The 18,768-nt window shown below is 70.1% G+C and carries 16 protein-coding genes, 1 tRNA gene and 1 pseudogene; 10 read left to right on the forward strand and 8 right to left on the reverse strand.

The features are described from left to right. Nucleotides 1-69 precede the first annotated feature (69 nt). Nucleotides 70-2,916: a preprotein translocase subunit SecA gene (secA, locus tag IFT79_RS05665; RefSeq protein ID WP_056046274.1), complete on the forward strand. Its 2,847-nt coding sequence runs from the start codon at nucleotides 70-72 to the stop codon at nucleotides 2,914-2,916. A gap of 34 nt (nucleotides 2,917-2,950) precedes the next feature. On the opposite strand, the gene IFT79_RS16245 is transcribed toward secA, so the two are convergent. After that, nucleotides 2,951-3,499, reverse strand: a complete 549-nt coding sequence (locus IFT79_RS16245; protein ID WP_249407865.1) for an Rv3235 family protein — start codon at nucleotides 3,497-3,499, stop codon at nucleotides 2,951-2,953. 163 nt (nucleotides 3,500-3,662) lie between these two features. On the opposite strand from IFT79_RS16245, the gene IFT79_RS05675 reads away from it, so the two are divergent. Further along, nucleotides 3,663-5,156: a sensor histidine kinase gene (locus IFT79_RS05675; protein ID WP_056046272.1), complete on the forward strand. Its 1,494-nt coding sequence runs from the start codon at nucleotides 3,663-3,665 to the stop codon at nucleotides 5,154-5,156. Between the two features lie 127 nt (nucleotides 5,157-5,283). Here IFT79_RS05675 and IFT79_RS05680 read toward each other — a convergent pair whose 3' ends face one another. Then, complete coding sequence (locus tag IFT79_RS05680) at nucleotides 5,284-5,532, reverse strand: WhiB family transcriptional regulator (RefSeq protein ID WP_043594001.1); 249 nt, start codon at nucleotides 5,530-5,532, stop codon at nucleotides 5,284-5,286. A 168-nt stretch (nucleotides 5,533-5,700) separates the two neighbouring features. On the opposite strand from IFT79_RS05680, the gene IFT79_RS05685 reads away from it, so the two are divergent. Continuing rightward, entirely contained in the window at nucleotides 5,701-6,156 is a 456-nt protein-coding gene (locus IFT79_RS05685) for a hypothetical protein (protein ID WP_056046270.1), read from the forward strand. Between the two features lie 99 nt (nucleotides 6,157-6,255). Here IFT79_RS05685 and bcp read toward each other — a convergent pair whose 3' ends face one another. Further along, the gene (bcp, locus tag IFT79_RS05690) at nucleotides 6,256-6,726 is read right to left on the reverse strand and encodes a thioredoxin-dependent thiol peroxidase (protein ID WP_056046268.1); all 471 of its coding nucleotides are present in this window, start codon (nucleotides 6,724-6,726) and stop codon (nucleotides 6,256-6,258) included. A gap of 97 nt (nucleotides 6,727-6,823) precedes the next feature. Between bcp and IFT79_RS05695 the strand changes: the two genes are divergently transcribed. Continuing rightward, a tRNA-Lys gene (locus IFT79_RS05695) sits at nucleotides 6,824-6,896 on the forward strand. A gap of 455 nt (nucleotides 6,897-7,351) precedes the next feature. Here the strand turns inward: IFT79_RS05695 and IFT79_RS05700 are convergent. Beyond that, nucleotides 7,352-8,890 carry an amino acid permease gene (locus IFT79_RS05700; RefSeq protein ID WP_123570384.1) on the reverse strand — a complete coding sequence of 513 codons (1,539 nt, stop codon included), beginning with the start codon at nucleotides 8,888-8,890 and terminating at the stop codon, nucleotides 7,352-7,354. 490 nt (nucleotides 8,891-9,380) lie between these two features. Here IFT79_RS05700 and IFT79_RS05705 point away from each other — a divergent pair, with 490 nt between their 5' ends. From IFT79_RS05705 to IFT79_RS05720, 4 genes are all read left to right on the forward strand, one after another. Continuing rightward, nucleotides 9,381-10,652: a quaternary amine ABC transporter ATP-binding protein gene (locus tag IFT79_RS05705; protein ID WP_200412242.1), complete on the forward strand. Its 1,272-nt coding sequence runs from the start codon at nucleotides 9,381-9,383 to the stop codon at nucleotides 10,650-10,652. Next, entirely contained in the window at nucleotides 10,649-11,605 is a 957-nt protein-coding gene (locus IFT79_RS05710) for an ABC transporter permease (protein ID WP_192123214.1), read from the forward strand. Before IFT79_RS05705 ends, IFT79_RS05710 begins: the two co-directional genes overlap by 4 nt. A 75-nt stretch (nucleotides 11,606-11,680) precedes the next feature. Then, the gene (locus IFT79_RS05715; RefSeq protein WP_192123216.1) at nucleotides 11,681-12,595 is read left to right on the forward strand and encodes a glycine betaine ABC transporter substrate-binding protein; all 915 of its coding nucleotides are present in this window, start codon (nucleotides 11,681-11,683) and stop codon (nucleotides 12,593-12,595) included. 250 nt (nucleotides 12,596-12,845) lie between these two features. Further along, the gene (locus tag IFT79_RS05720; protein WP_148053626.1) at nucleotides 12,846-13,085 is read left to right on the forward strand and encodes a hypothetical protein; all 240 of its coding nucleotides are present in this window, start codon (nucleotides 12,846-12,848) and stop codon (nucleotides 13,083-13,085) included. 56 nt (nucleotides 13,086-13,141) lie between these two features. Here the strand turns inward: IFT79_RS05720 and IFT79_RS05725 are convergent, their stop codons facing one another. Next, the gene (locus IFT79_RS05725) at nucleotides 13,142-13,957 is read right to left on the reverse strand and encodes an alpha/beta hydrolase (RefSeq protein WP_342211779.1); all 816 of its coding nucleotides are present in this window, start codon (nucleotides 13,955-13,957) and stop codon (nucleotides 13,142-13,144) included. 61 nt (nucleotides 13,958-14,018) lie between these two features. On the opposite strand from IFT79_RS05725, the gene IFT79_RS05730 reads away from it, so the two are divergent. Further along, entirely contained in the window at nucleotides 14,019-15,311 is a 1,293-nt protein-coding gene (locus IFT79_RS05730) for a mechanosensitive ion channel family protein (RefSeq protein WP_082460288.1), read from the forward strand. 69 nt (nucleotides 15,312-15,380) lie between these two features. Here IFT79_RS05730 and IFT79_RS05735 read toward each other — a convergent pair whose 3' ends face one another. Continuing rightward, the gene (locus IFT79_RS05735) at nucleotides 15,381-15,560 is read right to left on the reverse strand and encodes a hypothetical protein (RefSeq protein WP_043593989.1); all 180 of its coding nucleotides are present in this window, start codon (nucleotides 15,558-15,560) and stop codon (nucleotides 15,381-15,383) included. A 122-nt stretch (nucleotides 15,561-15,682) separates the two neighbouring features. Here IFT79_RS05735 and IFT79_RS05740 point away from each other — a divergent pair, with 122 nt between their 5' ends. Next, nucleotides 15,683-16,837, forward strand: a complete 1,155-nt coding sequence (locus IFT79_RS05740) for an SLC13 family permease (RefSeq protein ID WP_192123224.1) — start codon at nucleotides 15,683-15,685, stop codon at nucleotides 16,835-16,837. Nucleotides 16,838-16,908: 71 nt separating this feature from the next. Here IFT79_RS05740 and IFT79_RS05745 read toward each other — a convergent pair. Together IFT79_RS05745 and IFT79_RS05750 are read right to left on the reverse strand one after the other, a co-directional pair. Next, nucleotides 16,909-17,637: pseudogene (locus IFT79_RS05745) on the reverse strand (sugar phosphate isomerase/epimerase family protein); the annotation flags it as partial. A gap of 83 nt (nucleotides 17,638-17,720) precedes the next feature. After that, nucleotides 17,721-18,761, reverse strand: a complete 1,041-nt coding sequence (locus IFT79_RS05750; protein ID WP_192123225.1) for a magnesium transporter CorA family protein — start codon at nucleotides 18,759-18,761, stop codon at nucleotides 17,721-17,723. Between the last annotated feature and the right edge of the window lie 7 nt (nucleotides 18,762-18,768).

Raw genomic sequence — 18,768 nt, forward strand, 5'->3', positions numbered from 1 at the left:
CGATGCGGATCACCTCAGCGAGACCGCGGAGCGTTCCGCGGGTTCGACCGAACACATGGGAGCACACCAGTGGCCAACGTCCTCGAGAAGGTCCTCCGCGTCGGCGAGGGCCGCACGCTGCGCAAGCTGAAGGCCTACGCCAAGGCGGTCAACGAGCTCGAGGACGACTTCACGACCCTCACCGACGACGAGCTGCGCAACGAGACCGTCGAGCTGCGCGAGCGGTACGCGTCGGGTGAATCGCTCGACGACCTCCTGCCCGAGGCCTTTGCCGCCGTCCGCGAGGCGTCCAAGCGCACCCTGGGCCTCCGGCACTTCGACGTGCAGCTGATGGGTGGCGCGGCCCTGCACCTCGGCAACATCGCCGAGATGAAGACCGGTGAGGGCAAGACGCTCGTCGCCACCACGGCGGCGTACCTGAACGCCATCGCGTCGCGCGGCGTGCACGTCATCACGGTCAACGACTTCCTCGCCAGCTACCAGTCCGAGCTCATGGGGCGCGTCTTCCGGGCGCTCGGCATGACGACCGGCTGCATCCTGTCGGGCCAGACCCCGGCCGAGCGTCGCGAGATGTACGCCGCCGACATCACGTACGGCACCAACAACGAGTTCGGCTTCGACTACCTCCGCGACAACATGGCCTGGCAGGCGCAGGACATGGTGCAGCGTGGCCACTTCTTCGCGATCGTCGACGAGGTCGACTCGATCCTGATCGACGAGGCCCGCACGCCGCTGATCATCTCGGGCCCGTCGTCGGGCGAGGCCAACCGGTGGTTCACCGAGTTCGCCACGGTCGCCCGGCGCCTCGTCGCGGGCACCGACTACGAGGTCGACGAGAAGAAGCGCACCGTCGGGGTCCTCGAACCCGGCATCGAGAAGGTCGAGGACTACCTCGGCATCGACAACCTGTACGAGTCGGCGAACACCCCGCTCATCTCGTTCCTCAACAACGCCATCAAGGCCGACGCGCTGTTCAAGCGCGACAAGGACTACGTCGTCATCAACGGCGAGGTCCTGATCGTCGACGAGCACACGGGTCGCATCCTCAGCGGTCGTCGCTACAACGAGGGCATCCACCAGGCCATCGAGGCGAAAGAGGGCGTGACGGTCAAGGCCGAGAACCAGACCCTCGCGACGGTCACCCTCCAGAACTACTTCCGCCTCTACAAGAAGCTCTCCGGCATGACCGGTACGGCCGAGACCGAGGCCGCCGAGTTCATGAGCACCTACAAGCTCGGCGTCGTGCCCATCCCGACGAACCGTCCGATGCAGCGCATCGATCAGACCGACCTCGTCTACAAGAACGAGACGAGCAAGTTCGACCAGGTCGTCGAAGACATCGTCGAGCGGCACGAGAAGGGCCAGCCCGTGCTGGTCGGCACGACCAGCGTCGAGAAGAGCGAGTACCTCTCGCGACTGCTCGCCAAGAAGGGCGTCAAGCACGAGGTGCTCAACGCCAAGAACCACGCTCGAGAGGCCGCCATCGTGGCCCAGGCCGGTCGCGCCGGCGCCGTGACCGTCGCCACCAACATGGCCGGTCGCGGGACGGACATCATGCTCGGCGGCAACGCCGAGTTCCTCGCCGTCGCCGAGATGAACGCCAAGGGTCTCAGCCCGGTGGACACCCCCGACGAGTACGAGGCCGCGTGGGACGACGTCTTCGCCGCCCAGAAGGCCGCCGTGCAAGAAGAGGCCGACAAGGTCATCGACGCCGGTGGGTTGTACGTCCTCGGCACCGAGCGCCACGAGTCGCGTCGCATCGACAACCAGCTGCGCGGTCGGTCGGGTCGTCAGGGCGACCCCGGTGAGAGCCGTTTCTACCTGTCGCTGACCGACGACCTGATGCGCCTGTTCAACTCGGGCGCCGCCGAGTCGTTGATGGGTCGCGGCAACGTGCCCGACGACCTCGCCATCGAGAACAAGATCGTGGGGCGGGCCATCCGCTCGGCCCAGTCGCAGGTCGAGTCGCGCAACGCCGAGATCCGCAAGAACGTCCTCAAGTACGACGACGTCCTCAACCGTCAGCGCGAGGCCATCTACGGGGACCGTCGCCACATCCTCGAGGGCGACGACCTGAAGGACCGCAGCCAGAAGTTCCTCGAGGACGTCGTCAACGAGGTCATCGACCAGCACACGGGTGACGGCAGCCCCGACGACTGGGACCTCGACGCCCTCTGGACCGAACTCGGCACCCTGTACCCGATCTCGATCACCATCGACGAGGTCATCACCGAGGCCGGCTCGAAGGGCAAGGCGACCCGGGCGTTCCTCGGGCAGGAGATCCTCTCCGACGCCAAGGTCGCCTACGAGGCGCGCACCGAGACCCTCGGCGAGCCCGCCATGCGCGAACTCGAGCGTCGGGTCGTGCTGTCGGTCATCGACCGTCGCTGGCGCGACCACCTCTACGAGATGGACTACCTGAAGGACGGCATCGGTCTCCGCGCGATGGCTCAGAGAGACCCGCTCGTCGAGTACCAGCGCGAGGGCTACGCGTTGTTCCAGAGCATGATGGGCCAGATCCGCGAAGAGACCGTGGGCTTCCTGTTCAACCTCGAGGTCGAGGTGCAGGGCCAGGTCGGCGCCACCGAGGCACCGGTCATCGCGGCCAAGGGGCTCGAGGCCGAGAAGCAACCGCAGGCCCAGCTGGCCTACTCGGCTCCCAACATCGACGGCGAGGTCGAGGTGCGCAACCAGCGCGGGCAGCTCGAGAAGGGTGCGACCGCGAAGGCCCAGAAGGCACAGGACGAAGCCGAGCGTTCCGATTCGCCCGAGATCGCGGCTGCTCGCGCCTCCGGTGGCCCGGCGGCACGTCAGGCCGACGACGGCAAGGTCGGCGCCTTCGGCCAGAAGACCGGCGACGGCGAGGCTCCGGTGAACCGTGCCGAGCGTCGGGCGGCCGGTAAGAAGACCCGCTGATCCCGTCGTCCGTCCGCGGTGACCGGGCCGACCGTCAGAGCACGTGCACGGCCGCTGCTCGCCACCGGCTGTCGTAGGTCTCGAGTCGGACGGCGACCGCTCGGCTCCGAGCGCGGCCGTGCACGACGACGACGGATTCGATCACCCCGTCGGCGGGCGAACTCGACCGGATGCCACCGATCGTGAACACCGGTCGCCGAACACGCATGCCATGTGCGGACCGGGCCCGGGCGGCCAGGACGACCCGCTTGTGCAGGGTGCGGTAGACGTCCTCGGTGACCCACCGCGAGACCTGGTCGAGTTCTCGTGCCCCGGCCAGGATCTCGAGGACGCAGCGGACCAGGTTCTCGACGAGCAGGTCCGGATCGTCCGGGAAGGGGGACCCGGACGAGGTGCCGACGCGAGGGACCGTGCGGACGGCAGGTCGGGGACCGGACGGTCGACCCTCCGCCGGCGCAGCGCCGGGGCCGGGGTCGGTCGGGCCTGGCGCCGCGAGCGGCGGGACGGGTCTCAGGTGCGGCCGAGGTGGTGCGGTGGGCCCCTGGGGCTCGACGAGGGCGAGGGCGTGGTGGTTCGAGGGCATGGGCAGTCTTCCTGTTCACGTGCGTCCGGGCATGACTAGAAGATATGACATGTGAGATTGCAAAACCAGACCGACTCGACGGTCTGTGGAGAAGCGGTGGTCGGGTCGTTCCGCCGGGGAGTGGCCGACGTCGCCGGACGGACCGTCGACCTAGACTGGGCGGGTGTCGACGCTCAGTGATCTCGTTCTCGCCCAGGGCCTCTCGAGCGAGGTGGACGTCGAGTGGTTGCACCTGCTGGTGGGGGACTGGCAGCTGCTCGCCGACCTCGCCTTCGCGGACATCGTCCTCTGGGTCCCCACGAAGGCCGACGGCTTCGTCGCCGTCGCCCACGCCCGGCCCTCGAGTTCGGCCACGCTCTTCTACCGCGACTTCGTCGGACAAGAGGTGCGGCCCGAGTGGCGCGAGCAGATCGAGCAGGCGTTCACGACGACCCGCATCGTCGACTCGGCCGCACCCGACTGGTACGAAGAGACGCCCACGCGCGTCCGGGCCGTGCCCGTGCTCCGCCGCCTGGGGGCCAGCCGGCCCGACGTGACCGACGCACCGATCGCCATCATCACGAGGCACACGAACCTCAGCGAGGCGCGCACGCCGAGCCGTCAAGAACTGACCTTCAACCAGTGCTCCAACGACCTCTTCGCCATGATCGCCGCCGGCGACTTCCCCGACCTGGGGGCGCCGACGGGTCCGCGACGGGGCGCACCCCGCGCCTCCGACGGGCTGCTGCGCCTCGACGTCGACGGCATGGTCACGTTCGCCAGCCCCAACGGCCTGTCGGCCTTCAACCGCATGGGGTTCGCCGGCGAACTCGAAGGCGAGTCGCTGGCCGAGGTCACCACCGGCCTGCTCGCGGGCAAGCTCGTGATCGACGAGTCCCTGCCGTTGGTCGTCACGGGCCGGGCGCCCTGGCGCACCGACATCGAGGCGCGAGGGGTCACGGTGTCGTTGCGCGCGATCCCGCTGCGTGACCGCGGTGAGCGCGTCGGGGCGATCGTCCTCTGTCGCGACGTGACCGAGCTGCGTCACCAAGAGCGCGAGCTGATCACCAAGGACGCCACGATCCGCGAGATCCACCACCGGGTCAAGAACAACCTGCAGACGGTCGCCTCGCTGCTGCGCATCCAGGCACGTCGCACCCACACCGACGTCGCCCGCGAGGCACTGACCCAGGCCATGCGCCGAGTGCAGTCGATCGCCGTCGTGCACGACACGCTGTCCGAGGGGCTCAGCCAGAACGTCGACTTCGACACCGTCTTCGACCGGGTCCTCATGCTGATCGCCGAGGTCGCGTCGAGTCACAACACGACGGTCCGCCCCACCATGACGGGCAGTTTCGGTGCCCTGCCGAGCGAGTACGCGACGCCCCTGGCCCTCGCTCTGACCGAACTCGTGACGAACGCCGTCGAGCACGGCCTCGACGGTCGCGACGGCGAGGTCGAGATCGTCGCCGACCGTCGGGCGGAAGAGTTGACGGTCAAGGTGCGCGACAACGGGGTCGGGCTGCCCGAGGGCAAGGTCGGCTCGGGGCTCGGCACCCAGATCGTCCGCACGCTGATCCAGGGCGAACTCGGTGGCACCATCGACTGGCACACCCTCGTCGGCAACGGCACCGAGGTCACCATCGAGATCCCGTTCCGCTGGCTCACCCAGCCCTGAGCCACAGCGGAGGCCGGCGACGACCCCGCCCCGGACGCGACGAAGCCCGGCACCTGCGATCAGGTGCCGGGCTTCGTCATCGGCCCCGAGGGCCGGAGGTCGACCGCAGCGGGCGGTCGACGGTCGATCAGCTGGCGCGGCGGGCGCGGGCCGCGCGGCGCTTGAGCGCGCGACGCTCGTCTTCGCTCAGGCCGCCCCAGACGCCGGAGTCCTGCGAGGTCTCGAGCGCGTACTGCAGGCAGGTCTCGGTCACGGTGCAGCGGCCGCACACGGCCTTGGCCTTGTCGATCTGGTCGACGGCGGGACCCGTGTTGCCGACGGGGAAGAAGAGCTCCGGGTCAGCCTGCAGGCAAGCGGCTTTGTCGCGCCAATCCATCGATGGGTACTCCTTAAAAGTGCAGAACCAGGCACGTCGAAGCGCCTGGTTCGGGATGGGGAAAGAGAAGAATTCGGGAGGCGCGCACCGCAATGTGCGCGTCACTTCGACCTCAAATATGGTCGCATACTGGTACGGCCAAATCAAGGATTTTTCGGAGGCTCACACGTGACCACAGCAGGCCCGGACGGCGCCCGAGACGAGACCGGTCGGTCTGCCGAGACCCGTCGACCCGCGCTGCTCTGGGTCGTGATCGTCCTGCTCTCGGCCGAGTTCCTGCTGGTCGCCGCCACGGCGGCGTTCCTGCTCGTCGAGCTGCTCGTCGCCCGTCCCGACTCGTACCCGTCGGCCGTCGCGATCTTCGTCCTGACCCTGCTGGCGACCGCCTGGCTCGGGTCCATCGTGATCGGCGCCCTGCGCGGCCGGGCCTGGATCAGGGGAGCGGCGATCGTGTGGCAGGTGCTGCAGTTCGCGGTGGGCATCGGCAGCCTGCAGGGTGTCTTCGCCAACCCGACCATCGGCCTCGCGCTCCTCGTGCCGGCCGTCGCCGTCGTGGTCCTGCTGCTCGTGCCGTCGGTCGTCGCGGCCACCTCGGCCCGCGACTCGGACCCCCACGTCTACTGACCGACCCGCCCGCCGCCGTCGCGAGGCGACACGCAGGAGGCGCGGTGCCGGTCCTCGAGACCGGCGCCGCGCCTCCTGCGCTCCTCGTCGCCGAAGGGGTCAGTCGAGGCCGAGCTTCTTGCGGAGCGACGCCACGTGCCCCGTCGCCTTCACGTTGTAGAGCGGCAGCTCGACGGCGCCCTGCTCGTCGACCACGAAGGTGGACCGGATCGTGCCCGTCACGATGCGCCCGTAGTTGTTCTTCTCGCCGTAGGCGCCGTACGCCTGGTGCACCGTCAACTCGGGGTCGCTGAGCAGCGGGAAGTTCAGCCCCTGCTCGTCCTTGAACTCCTGCAGCGCGGCGGGCTCGTCCTTCGAGACGCCCAGCACCTGGTAGCCCGACGACTTCAGCGAGTTGATGTTGTCGCGGAAGTCACACGCCTCCGTCGTGCAGCCCGGCGTCGACGCCGCCGGGTAGAAGTACACGATGACCTTCTGCCCCGAGTAATCCGCCAGCGAGACGGGCGAACCGCTCTCGTCGTCGAGGGTGAACGTCGGCGCCGCAGCGCCCTTCTCGAGCTTCGTGGACATGGTGCTCCGATCTGCGGGCGCCGCGGACGGCGCCGGTGGTTCTGAGTGGGTCAGATCTCATGCTAGTGTTGACCGTCGTTGCGAGAGATCGCAGCACGCACCTCTAGCTCAATTGGCAGAGCAACTGACTCTTAATCAGTGGGTTCTCGGTTCAAGTCCGAGGGGGTGCACGAAAGAATTGGGTCCCCCGTGTTCTGCAGTCGCAGAAGCGGGGGATTCTTTCGTCGTATGGGTCTGGTCCGCTCCGCGGACCGCGGCCCACCTCGCACGGGGAACCAGCCGGGCCCGCCAGGTCGCCGTTGCTCGGGGGTGACGTCGCTTCGCTCGTCACGGGGGGATGACATCGCTTCGCTCGTCACGGGGGTGACGTCGCTTCGCTCGTCACGGACGGGGAGCAAGCCGGGCCCGCCAGGTCGGCGTTGCTCGGGGGTGACGTCGCTTCGCTCGTCACGGGGGAGTGACGTCGCTTTGCTCGTCTCGGGGGTGACGTTGCTTCGCTCGTCACGGGGGTGACGTTGCTTTGCTCGTCACGGGGGAGTGACGTCGGGTGGGTCGTCAGCGGGGGGAGACGGCAGGAGGCGCGGGCGGGACGGCCCGCGCCTCCTGCGCTCAGGGGGTGGCGGGGTTACTGGCCGTCGCGGGGGACCTGCGAGGCGGCGTCGCGGCCGGTCACGGGGTACGGGCCCGTCATGCCCTCACGGAGGCGGGCGGCAGCCAGGATGCGGTCGCGCTGCAGGTGCCACCCGAGCATCAACAGAGGGATGATCACGACGAGCGACATGACCGTGAACGACCCGATCGGCCAGTCGATCGCCATCAGGACGACGACCGCGGCCAGGAAGGCCAGCGTCAGGTAGCTCGTGACCGGCGCCCCCGGCAGCCGGAACGAGGGCTCCTTGGCCTTGCCCTGCTTCGCCCACTGACGCAGTCGCATCTGGCAGAGGATGATCGTGCCCCACGCCGTCAGGATGCCCAGAGACGCGATGTTCAACACGATCTCGAACGCCGTGTTCGCCCCCACGATCGCGTTCAGCACGACGCCCAGGAGGGTGATGCTCGCGGTCAACAGGATGCCGCCGAACGGCACCCCGCCCTTCGACATCTTCGTCGTGAACTTCGGGGCCGAGCCGTTCATGCCCATCGAGTGCAACACGCGGCCGGTCGAGTACAGCCCGGCGTTCAGGCTCGACAGCGCGGCCGTCACGACCACGAAGTTCATGATCGACCCCGCGACGTCGCCCACCTCGGGGCTGCCGATGCTGCCGAAGAACGTGACGAACGGGCTCTCGCCCGCCTTGTACGCCGTATAGGGCAACAGCAGCGAGAGCAGCACCAGCGACCCGACGTAGAAGACCGCGATGCGGATGATGACCGTGTTGATCGCGCGCGGCACGACCTTCTCGGGGTTCTGGGTCTCGCCCGACGCCGTGCCCACCAGCTCGATCGCGGCGTAGGCGAAGACGACGCCCTGCACCACGATCACGGCCGGCAGCAGGCCGTTCGGCAGGATGCCCGACGACGCCACGAGGCCCCAGCCGGTGTCGACCGCGGCACCGTCGTGCGTCACGGGGAACGCCGCCGCGAGCCACACGACGCCGACCACGAGGAACACCACGAGAGCGGCGACCTTGATGATCGCGAACCAGAACTCCATCTCGCCGAAGACCTTCACGGCCAGCAGGTTGACCGAGAGCACCACGGCGAGGGCCACCAGGGCCAGCAGCCAGTCGGGTGCCGCGGTGAACGCGGACCAGTAGTGCAGGTACAGGGCGACTGCGGTGACGTCGACGATGGCCGTCATCGCCCAGTTCAGGAAGTACATCCACCCGGCCGCGTAGGCGAACTTCTCGCCGAAGAACTCGCGGGCGTACGAGACGAACGATCCCGAGGAGGGGCGGTGCAGCACCAGCTCGCCGAGGGCACGCAGGATGAAGAACGCGAAGACGCCACAGATCGCGAACACGATCGCGAGAGCCGGACCGGCCGAGGCCAGTCGACCGCCGGCGCCGAGGAAGAGCCCCGTGCCGATCGCCCCGCCGATGGCGATCATCTGCAGCTGACGCGGCTTGAGCCCGTGCTGGAAACCCTCTTGCTCGTGCGAGAAGTCTTGCGGGAGGTGCGTCTCGGTGGAGGCGTCGCCGCCCCCGTTCGTGGGACTCGTCATCGGTCGACCGTAGCCCCTATCGCTTTCGCCCGCATCACCGCCGCGAGACGGGCGAACCCCCAGGAGGCGCGGTGCCGATTCACATGCGGGTAACGAATGGGTGACGATGACCAGGCCCGCAGGCATGGGCGACACGCCGGGACGCAGGGTGCGCGGGGTACACCCGCGGCGACGTCGGGCCGGTTCGCAATTCGGATGGACGACGGATGTCGGCTACGGTCGTGGAGGCCCGGGAGACCGGGCCCGTCATCATCAGGACGCGCCGACCGATGGTCCGATCAGTTCGGGTTCCGGTCGTCGTACGGTCTGGTGGCGCGAGGGTCCGGTCCCATGACCGACCCGGCGGAGGACAGGTTCGCCCCGTGGTTCCACGGTGGGCTTGAGCCGACACGGTCCGCACGCGTCGTCGACCCGTTCGCCCGACCCGATCGCCGCCGACGGCGAACCGGCCCGAGCGGCCGGTGCCCCCTCGGCGCGCCTGGAGACACCTGTGACCACTACGCCTGCCGTGCGTGCCCGGAACCTGTACAAGGTGTTCGGCCGCCGACCCAAGGACGCCGTCGCCCGACTCGAGGCGGGTGCCTCCCGTTCTGAGGCCGCGGGCCTCGGCACCGCTGCGGTCATCGACGCGTCGTTCGACGTCCGGCCCGGGGAGATCTTCGTCGTGATGGGGCTCTCCGGCTCGGGCAAGTCGACCCTCATCCGCATGCTGAACGGCCTGCTCGAGCCCACGTCCGGCTCGGTCGAGGTCGCGGGCTCCGCGATCTCGGACGTCCCGGCCAAGCGGCTCCGCGAGGTGCGTCGGCAGAACGTGTCGATGGTGTTCCAGCACTTTGCGCTGCTGCCGCACCGCACCGTCATCGACAACGTCGCCTACGGCCTCGAGGTGCAGGGGGTCGCGAAGGCGGCTCGTCTGGCCAAGGCTCGGGAGGTCACCGAGATCGTCGGCCTCGCGGGTTGGGAGGACGAGCTGCCGAGCCAGCTCTCGGGCGGCATGCAGCAGCGCGTCGGCCTCGCCCGCGCCCTCGCCGCCGAGACCGACATCCTGCTGATGGACGAGGCGTTCTCGGCCCTCGACCCGCTGATCCGCCGCGAGATGCAGGAGCAGCTCGTCGAGCTGCAGGCGAAGCTCGGCAAGACGATCGTCTTCATCACCCACGACCTGAACGAGGCGATGTTCCTCGGGGACCGCATCGCCGTGATGCGCGACGGCCGCATCGTGCAGATCGGCACGCCCGAGGACATCCTCACCGACCCCGCCAACGACTACGTCGCCCAGTTCGTGCAGGACGTCGACCGGGCGCGGGTCCTCACGGCGGCCAGCGTCATGGAGCCCGCCCGGGCGGTCGTCCCGCTCACGGTCGGCCCCCGGGGCGCCCTGCGTTCCCTGCGCGACCTCCAGACCGCCGCCCTGTTCGTCACCGGCCGTGACCGCAAGCTCCTCGGCTGGGTGCGCGACCGGCACGTCATGCGCCAGGTCAAGGCGAACGACACCGACCTCGCCGCCATCGTCAACGCGGAGTTCTCGAAGGTCGGGCCCGAGGCCGCGCTGGTCGACCTCTTCGAGTTGGCGGTCGAGAGTCCGCTGCCGATCGCCGTCGTGGACGACGCCGACCGCCTGCTCGGCGTCATCCCCCGCGTGACCCTGCTCGCGGCGCTCGGCAACGTCGACACGACCACCTCGCCCATTCCCGTGCTCGAGCCCGTCACCCGCATCTCGGACGTCGAGCTCGACGCCACCCTCGAAGGAGCCACCCGATGAACGAGTACCTCCGCATCCCCTTCGGCTCCTGGGTCTCGGACGTCGTCGACTGGATCACCACCCACCTGGGCGGCTTCTTCGACGTCGTCCGCCTGGTCTTCACGTTCTTCTACGAGTGGGTCGCGTACTTCCTGGGCGCACCTCCCTTCTGGGCGGTCGTGATCGTGATCGCCGCCCTCGCCTTCGTCGCGAAGGGCTGGAAGTTCTCGATCGGCACGGCCGTCGGCCTGCTGTTCATCGGAACGGTCAACCAGTGGGACAACGCGATGTCGAGCCTCGCCCTCGTGCTCGTCGCCAGCACGCTCGCCATCGTGCTGAGCATCCCTCTGGGCGTGCTCGCGGCGAAGTCGAGCGTCGCGTCGCAGATCATCCGGCCCGTGCTGGACTTCATGCAGACGACGCCCGCGTTCGTCTACCTCATCCCCGCCCTGCTGCTCTTCCGCGTCGGAGTCGTGCCCGGCATCGTCGCGACCATCGTCTTCGCGATGGCCCCCGGCGTCCGCCTGACCGAGCTCGGCATCCGCGGGGTCGACAAAGAGGTGGTCGAGGCCGGCCAGGCGTTCGGCTCGTCACCGTGGCGCATCCTGCGTCAGATCCAGCTGCCGCTCGCGAAGCCCAGCATCATGGCCGGCGTCAACCAGGTGATCATGCTCTCGCTCTCGATGGTCGTCATCGCCGGCATGGTCGGCGCGGGGGGACTGGGCGGCGACATCGTCGCGAGCCTCAACCGCATCGACGTCGGGCTGGGTGCCGAGGCCGGCATCTCGGTCGTCATCCTGGCGATCGTCCTCGACCGCATGACGGCGGCCCTCGGGTCCGACCGTCACGCCCGACGGCTGGCCCGGGCGCAGAACCGCCGGTCCGTCCCGCCGACCCCGGCTCCCGACCGCGCCGAGGCCGAGCAGCCCCTGCCCCCGGCCGACCGCCGCGAACGCGCGACGGCCTCGGCCTAGACCCCGACCACCTGCGGGACGGGAGCAGCACGTACCCACCCGACCCGCGCCTCCTGCACCACCCGAAAGGAACACATGAAGAAGCGCACCATCGCCGCATCGATCGCCCTCGGCACCACCGCCGTCCTCGGACTGGCCGCCTGCTCGCCTCCCGGCAGCGGCTCGTCGGCCGAGGGCGAGACCCTCGACAACGGCGACCAGGCCGTCGTCGACCTCGCCGTGTTCAACGGCTGGGACGAGGGCATCGCGGCCTCGTGGCTGTGGAAGACCGTCCTCGAGGACGAGGGCTACACGGTCAACCTCGAGCCGGCCGACGTGGCCCCCGTCTACAGCGGGCTCACCACCGACGACTACGACGTCGTGCTCGACACCTGGCTGCCCACCACCCACGCCTCGTACATCGAGCAGTACGGCGACGACCTGACCGATCTCGGCGCCTGGAACGACGGCGCCAAGCTCGCAGTCGCCGTGAACGAGGACGCCCCGATCGACTCGCTCGACGAGCTGGCGGCCAACGCGGACCTGTTCGGCGGAAAGATCGTCGGCATCGAACCGGGTGCAGGCCTCACGGCCGCCGTCCAGGACGAGACCATCCCCACCTACGGCCTCAGCGACCTGCAGCTGCAGACCTCGTCGACCGCCGCCATGCTGACCGAGCTCAAGAGCGCGACCGACGCGGGCGAGAACATCGCGGTGACGCTGTGGAGCCCGCACTGGGCCTACGACGCGTTCCCCATCAAGGACCTCGCCGACCCCGAGGGCACCCTGGGCGACGCCGAGGGCATCCACTCGTTCGGTGGCAAGAGCTTCATGGCGGACTTCCCGCAGCTGACCGAGTGGCTGCAGGGCTTCGAGATGGACACCGAGACCCTGTCCTCGCTCGAGAACGCCATGTTCAACGGTGACGAGGTCGACGGCGACGACTACGCCCCCGTCGTCGAGAAGTGGATCTCCGAGAACCAGGACTACGTCGACGGCCTGACCAGCTGATCCGATCCGCCTAGGACGTCGCCCCGGCCGAGCCCCGCTCGTCCGGGGCATCGTCGTACCGGGCGCCCGGCGGGGTGCCGGGGCGGGGCCCGGTGGGTGGGTGACGGAGCCGGGTGAAACCACAGCCGGACGACACCCGACGCACAGCGAACCCCGAGGTCACACCCCGGGAGGCGCGGGTAGCGTCGTCGACGGACGTCACCGAGACGTCGTCGCACCACCCGCACGAGCACCACGAGAGGCACCACCCGTGAGCACCACCGCACCGACCGACGTCCTGAGGAGAATGGCCCGCGTCATCACGCGCACCGTCTCGTCCGACCTCGTCCAGGTGTCGACCCCGGACCGCGTGCTCGGCCACGTCCGGGCCGAGCAGGGCGCCTTCGTCGCGCTCCGCGGCGCCGACCCCCGCTGGGGCGAGGTCGTCGGGCGGTACCCCTCCGAGGGGCTCGCCCTCGAGGCCCTGCGGCAGCGCAAGCGTTCGATCTGAACCGCCGCCGGGCCCGCCCGTCCGTGCGGCGCCGCCGGTAGGAGGCCCTCGGGGGCCTAGACGCCGACGCCCGCGAAGAACGACGTGAGCTGGCGCGTGATGCGCTCGCGCGCCTCCTCGTCCGAGATCGTGGCCGAACCGTCTCCGGACTGCGCGCCGTAGCTGCCGAACTGGGCGTGGTTCGACCCGTCGATCTCGACCATCGACGCGCTGCCCGGCAGCATGTCGCGGTAGGTCGCGATCTTCGCCGGGGTGCTGAGGCCGTCCTCGGAACCACCGAGGCTGAGGACGGCCAACTCGTCGTCGTCCGAGAGGTCGGTCGTCGCGCAGTACGAGCCGAGGAGCACCAGGGCGTCCACCGACCTGTCGTCGGCGGCGTACTGACAGGCACGCACCCCGCCGAGCGAGTGACCGCCCACCGCCCACGCGTCGACCTCGGGGGCGAGGTCGGTGAAGGTCGACAGCGGGCGGGGGTCCAGGATGCCGAACCCGAGCGTGGGTCGTTCGACGACGACGGTGACGCCGGTGGCGACGAGACCCGCGAAGGTCTGCTCGTAGGCCTGCGGGTCGACCCGGGCACCGGCGACGAAGACGAGACCCTGGCCGGTGGCGGCCGTCTCGGTCGGTCGCATCACGACCGTGTCGGGTCTGCTCGTCACCTCGACCCGTTCGTCGGCGGACACCGAGGCGAGCGAGGACGCCGTCGCCGACATCGGCGTCTTGGCCATGACGAAGAACCCCGTGGCGGCGAGCACGACGACGGCGAACAGTCCGAGGGCCACGCCCTTGAGCACGCGTCGTCGCCGGGAGGCGTGACGCCGGGGAGGAGCGGGCGGGGCGGACTCGCGACGGGAAGCTGTGGATCGTCTCACCGTTCCATCGTCCCAGGGGCCAGCCGGGACGGAGCCGTGCGTCATGCGACAGGCTCGGGGGATGCCCTGGATACAACTCGTCATCTCGCTCGTCGCCGCCGTCGTCCTCACCTTCGTCATCTCGGCCGTCGTCGGCCTGGTCGTCGGCGTGGTCGCCAAGCGCAAGGAGTGGGCGCAGGCCTTCGTGACGCGCATGCGCCGCCCCTTCCGCGCCACGCTGCTCGTCGTGCTGCTCGTCGTCGCGCTGACCACGTCGTTCGACGCCCTGCTCCCCGCCGACTACCCGGGGGAGGGGTGGGTGTCACAGGCCTTCCGCTGCGCCGTCATCGTCGTCGTCGCCTGGTTCGTGGGTGCCCTCGCGATCTTCTTCGAGGACCTCGGCCTGTCGCGCTACCGGGTCGACACCCCCGACAACCGGGTGGCGCGTCGGGTCCGCACCCAGGTGCTCATCCTCCGACGGCTGACCGTGGCCCTGATCGTGATCCTGGCCGCGGGCACCGTGCTGCTCGGGTTCCCGGGGGTCGAGGCGGTCGGTGCGAGCGTCCTCGCGAGTGCGGGGCTGGTCTCGGTCGTCGCGGGCCTCGCGGCGCAGTCGACCCTGGCGAACGTCTTCGCGGGCATCCAACTGGCCTTCAGCGACGCCATCCGCATCGACGACGTCGTCGTGGTCGAGGGGCAGTGGGGCCTGATCGAGGAGATCACCCTGTCGTACGTCGTCGTCCACGTCTGGGACGACCGGCGTCTCGTGCTGCCGTCGACCTACTTCACGACCACGCCGTTCGAGAACTGGACGCGGCGCAACAGCGAGCTGCTCGGAGCGGTCGAGTTCGACCTGGACTGGCGGGTCGACCCGGGGGCCATGCGGAAGGAGCTCGACGTGATCCTCGCGGGGACGGACCTCTGGGACGGACGCACCAAGGTGCTCCAGGTCACCGACGCCCAGGCCGGCTACGTGCGGGTGAGGGTGCTTGTCACGGCCAAGGACGCACCGACCCTGTTCGACCTGCGCTGCCTCGTCCGCGAGGACCTGATCGCCTGGCTGCACGCGAAGAGCCCGCAGTCGATCCCGCGGACGCGGGTGCAGATGGTCGAGGCCGAACCGGCGCCGAAGGGACGGGCCCACCGGTCGACGTCGGAGGCCTCCGCCCTGTTCAGCGGCGACAACGCCGACTCCGAACGCACGGCGCTCTTCACGGCGGCCATCCCGATCCACGACGTCGCCGAGTACCAGGCCTCGCTCGGCGCCGAGGCGGAACACGACCCGCACGTCGCGGGACGACCCGGTGGCCTGCCGACCGGCCGTCCCGACGGCGACCCGGCCGGGCCGACGCCCGGCGTCGACGGGCGTCGCTGACGCGACCACACGGACGAGGAGGCGCGCCCCGCCAGAGCGGGACGCGCCTCCTCGGTGTCTCGGCAGACGTCAGTCGTCGTCGTTCGCGGCCTCGATGACGTTGCCCACGGCGATCGCGGTCGACGCCGCCCAGCTGATCGCCATGAGGGCGAGGCGCCAGTCACGAGGGCCGGCGCTCAGGCTCTTGAGGAGGCTGATGCCGGAGAAGATCGCGCTGATGATCGCGCCGTTGAAGAGGAATTTGCGCACGGTGGGGCTCCCAGGGGTCGTTTCGACCACGGTACCGCGTGACGTGGCACGAGTCCGGGTGGGGGTAGGTTGAGCTGCCCGGCGTCCCGTGCCGGTGCGTCCTGCGGTCGAAGGAGAATGCCGTGCGCACTGCCCTGCTCGGAGGCGTGTTCGTGTCGCTCGGCCTCGTGGCCGTGTTCACCGGCGTCCTGACCGGTGACGAACTGCTCGCGCTCGTCGAACGGGTCGCGCCCGTGCTCGGCTTCGTCGTCGGCCTGACGATCGTCGCGGAGCTCGCGGCGGAGGCCGGACTCTTCTCGTGGCTGGCGTCCGCCTCGGCCCGGCTGGCCGGAGGGCGGGTGCTCGTGCTGTGGCTCCTGGTCGTGGCGCTCGCGGTGCTCTGCACGGTGTTCCTCTCGCTCGACACGACGGCGGTGCTGCTCACGCCGGTGGTCGTGATCGTGGCCCGGCACGCCGGCCTGCCGCCGATGCCGTTCGCGCTGACGACGGTGTGGCTCGCGAACTGCGCCTCGATGCTGTTGCCGGTCTCGAACCTCACCAACCTGCTCGCGCTGCACGAGCTCGGATCACCGGCCCCCGTGCAGTTCGCCGCCTTGGTCGCACCCGCCGCCGTGGTGGGCGTCGTCGTCCCCGTCGTGGCCATCGGACTGCGCTACCGCCGTCAGCTGGTCGGCCGGTTCGAGGCGCCGGCGTCCGAGCCCGTGGCCGATCGCGTGCTCTTCGGCGTCGCCGCGGTCGCGACGGGGCTGCTCGTGCCGGCCCTGGTCTCGGGCGTCGAGGTCTGGATCCCCGCCGCCGTCGCGGCGCTCGTGCTCGTCGTCACCACGGCCGTCCGCCGCCGCGGCGTCCTCCGACTCGGGCTGGTGCCGTGGGGCACGCTGCTCTTCGCCGGTGGGCTGTTCCTCGTCGTCGAGGCCGCGCACTCGCTCGGCCTGGCCGACCTGCTCGGAGCCGTCGTGGGCACCGGCGACCGACTGCCCGACCTGCTGCGACTGGCCGGCGGCAGCGCGGTGGCCGCGAACGTGGCCAACAACCTCCCGGCCTACCTCGCCCTCGAGCCGGTGGCCGGGTCGCCGCTGCGGCTCGTCGCCGTGCTCGTCGGGGTCAACATCGGCTGCCTCGTGACGCCGTGGGCCTCGCTCGCCACGCTGCTCTGGCACTCGCGCTTGTCGTCGATGGGCGTCGAGGTCGCGTGGGGGCGGTTCGTGCTCGCCGGCCTCGGGGTGGCGGCGGTCGCCGTGCCGCTCGCGGTCGTCGCGACGGTGCTGTTCGTCTGAGGGTCCCGGGCGCCCGCGCCCGACGCGGGTGCGGTCGCGAGGTGACGGCGCGCGAAGGCGAGCGTCCGCCTCAGCTGGCCGAGCCGCGCCTCCTCGTCCCCGTCGGTGTGCACCTCGGCGGCGACGGTGCCGGCCCACCCCGACCGGGCCAGGTGGGTGAGCACCTCGGCGACCGGCTGCGTGCCGAGACCCGGCACCCGGTGCTGGTCGTGCAGCCCGCCGGGGCGGGACGAGACGACGCCGTCGGTCAGGTGGACGTGGCGCAACCTCGGCCCGAGCGCCAGGGCGAGGTCGAGCGCGTCGCGCCCGGCGACGGCGGCGTGCGAGAAGTCGAGGGTGGCCGCCTCCACGTCGAGGGACGAGGGGTCGTGTCCCGGGCGGTAGGGGTCGAACCCGGCCGGCCCGAACCTCACGGGGAACATGTTCTCGACGGCGAGGGTGACGCCCGTCTCGGTTGCGATCTCGCGGACGACGTCGACGAAGCGCGCCGCGTAGGACCGCTGCCAGACGAACGGCGGATGGACGACGACGGTCGTGGCGCCCAGCTCGCGGGCCAGTCCGGCCGAGCGCCGCAGCTTGTCGACCTGGTCACGACCGAAGGCGAAGTGCGCGACGGGCAGGACGGGGGCGTGCACCGAGAGAACGGGCAGCCCCCACCGGGCGGTCGCCGCACGGAGCAGCTCGGGTCGTCGGGTCGCCCGGTCGGCCGTCACCATCACCTCGACCCCGTCGAAGCCGGTGAGCCGCGCGAGCCGGAAGGCCTCGTCGGTCGACAGCGGGAAGACGCAGGACGTGCTCATTCCGACCGTGATCACGCGGCCAGGCTACGACCGGGGCGTCGCGGCGGCGTCGACACCGCGGTGAACAGTGCGGGAACGGCGGGCTACAGCCAGTCGCGGCGCTTGAACTGCCACCAGAGCAGGCCGCCGATCGCCACGATCAGCACGCACGAGGTGACGAAGCCGGCGGCGGACTGGAACCCCGGATACGGCACGTTCTGCCCGTAGAACCCGGTGATCGCCGTGGGGACCGCGATGATGGCCGCCCAGCTCGTCACCTTCTTCATGATGAGGTTCATGCGGTTGGACTGCAGGTTGAGGTTCGTGTCGAGGATGGTCGAGACGAGGTCGCGCAGGGAGTCGTTCTGCTCGGCCACGCGCAGCACGTGGTCGTAGACGTCCTGGAAGTACGGGTGCATGGCGGAGTCGACCTCCTTCAGGTCGCGGCGCAGCAGCGTGTTCAGCACCTCGCGCATCGGCGACGCGACCCGGCGCAGCTGGACGAGGCTCTTCCGCAGGGCGAACGAGCGCTTCTGCACGTCGATGGTCCGGGGCGCGGGGTCGAAGAGGTCGTCGGCGATGCCCTCGATCTCGTCGTCCAGCGCGTCCGTGGCGTCGAAGTGCCGGTCCACGACGCAGTCGAGCAGACCCCAGAGGAAGTACGAGACGCCGTGCGACGCCAGGTCGCGGTTCTGGTCGAAGGTCGCCTGCAGCCGGGTGACGTCGAACTCCGGATGGTGGATCGTCACGAGGGCGCGCTCCGTGATGAACGCCTTCACCTCGCTCGTGTCGAGCACGCCGCTGGCCCGGTCGAACCGCACGTCGTAGAGAGCGGTGAACAGATGGTTGTCGTAACGGTCGACCTTGGGCCGCTGTCCGTCCTGCAGCGCGTCCTCGACGGCGAGCTCGTGCAGTCCGAGTTCGTCCTCGAGCGAGGCGAGGTCGTCGGCGGTCGGGTCGGTGAGGTCGATCCACACGTGACAGCCGTCCGTCTCGAGGTGGTCGCTCACCTCGTGCAGCGGGAAGTCGTGGGCGATCAGCTGGCCCCCTCGGTAGGCGCGCGTGACGATGGTCGTGTCGGGACGGGCACCGTCGTCGGCGGGGCCGCGGGGCCCCTCGGTGCGCGGGGGACGGGTGTCGGTCATGGGGCGC

This window comes from Frigoribacterium sp. CFBP 8759 (assembly GCF_014841655.1).
Taxonomy (GTDB): Bacteria; Actinomycetota; Actinomycetes; order Actinomycetales; family Microbacteriaceae; genus Frigoribacterium.

Coding starts and splice junctions, on each gene's coding strand:
- IFT79_RS05700 (WP_123570384.1), bottom strand. CDS start 8,890: ATGACGAGTCCCACGAACGGGGGCGGCGACGCCTCCACCGAGACGCAC.
- bcp (WP_056046268.1), bottom strand. CDS start 6,726: ATGTCCACGAAGCTCGAGAAGGGCGCTGCGGCGCCGACGTTCACCCTC.
- IFT79_RS05680 (WP_043594001.1), bottom strand. CDS start 5,532: ATGGATTGGCGCGACAAAGCCGCTTGCCTGCAGGCTGACCCGGAGCTC.
- IFT79_RS05730 (WP_082460288.1), top strand. CDS start 14,019: ATGCCCTGGATACAACTCGTCATCTCGCTCGTCGCCGCCGTCGTCCTC.
- IFT79_RS05710 (WP_192123214.1), top strand. CDS start 10,649: ATGAACGAGTACCTCCGCATCCCCTTCGGCTCCTGGGTCTCGGACGTC.
- IFT79_RS16245 (WP_249407865.1), bottom strand. CDS start 3,499: ATGCCCTCGAACCACCACGCCCTCGCCCTCGTCGAGCCCCAGGGGCCC.
- IFT79_RS05750 (WP_192123225.1), bottom strand. CDS start 18,761: ATGACCGACACCCGTCCCCCGCGCACCGAGGGGCCCCGCGGCCCCGCC.
- IFT79_RS05715 (WP_192123216.1), top strand. CDS start 11,681: ATGAAGAAGCGCACCATCGCCGCATCGATCGCCCTCGGCACCACCGCC.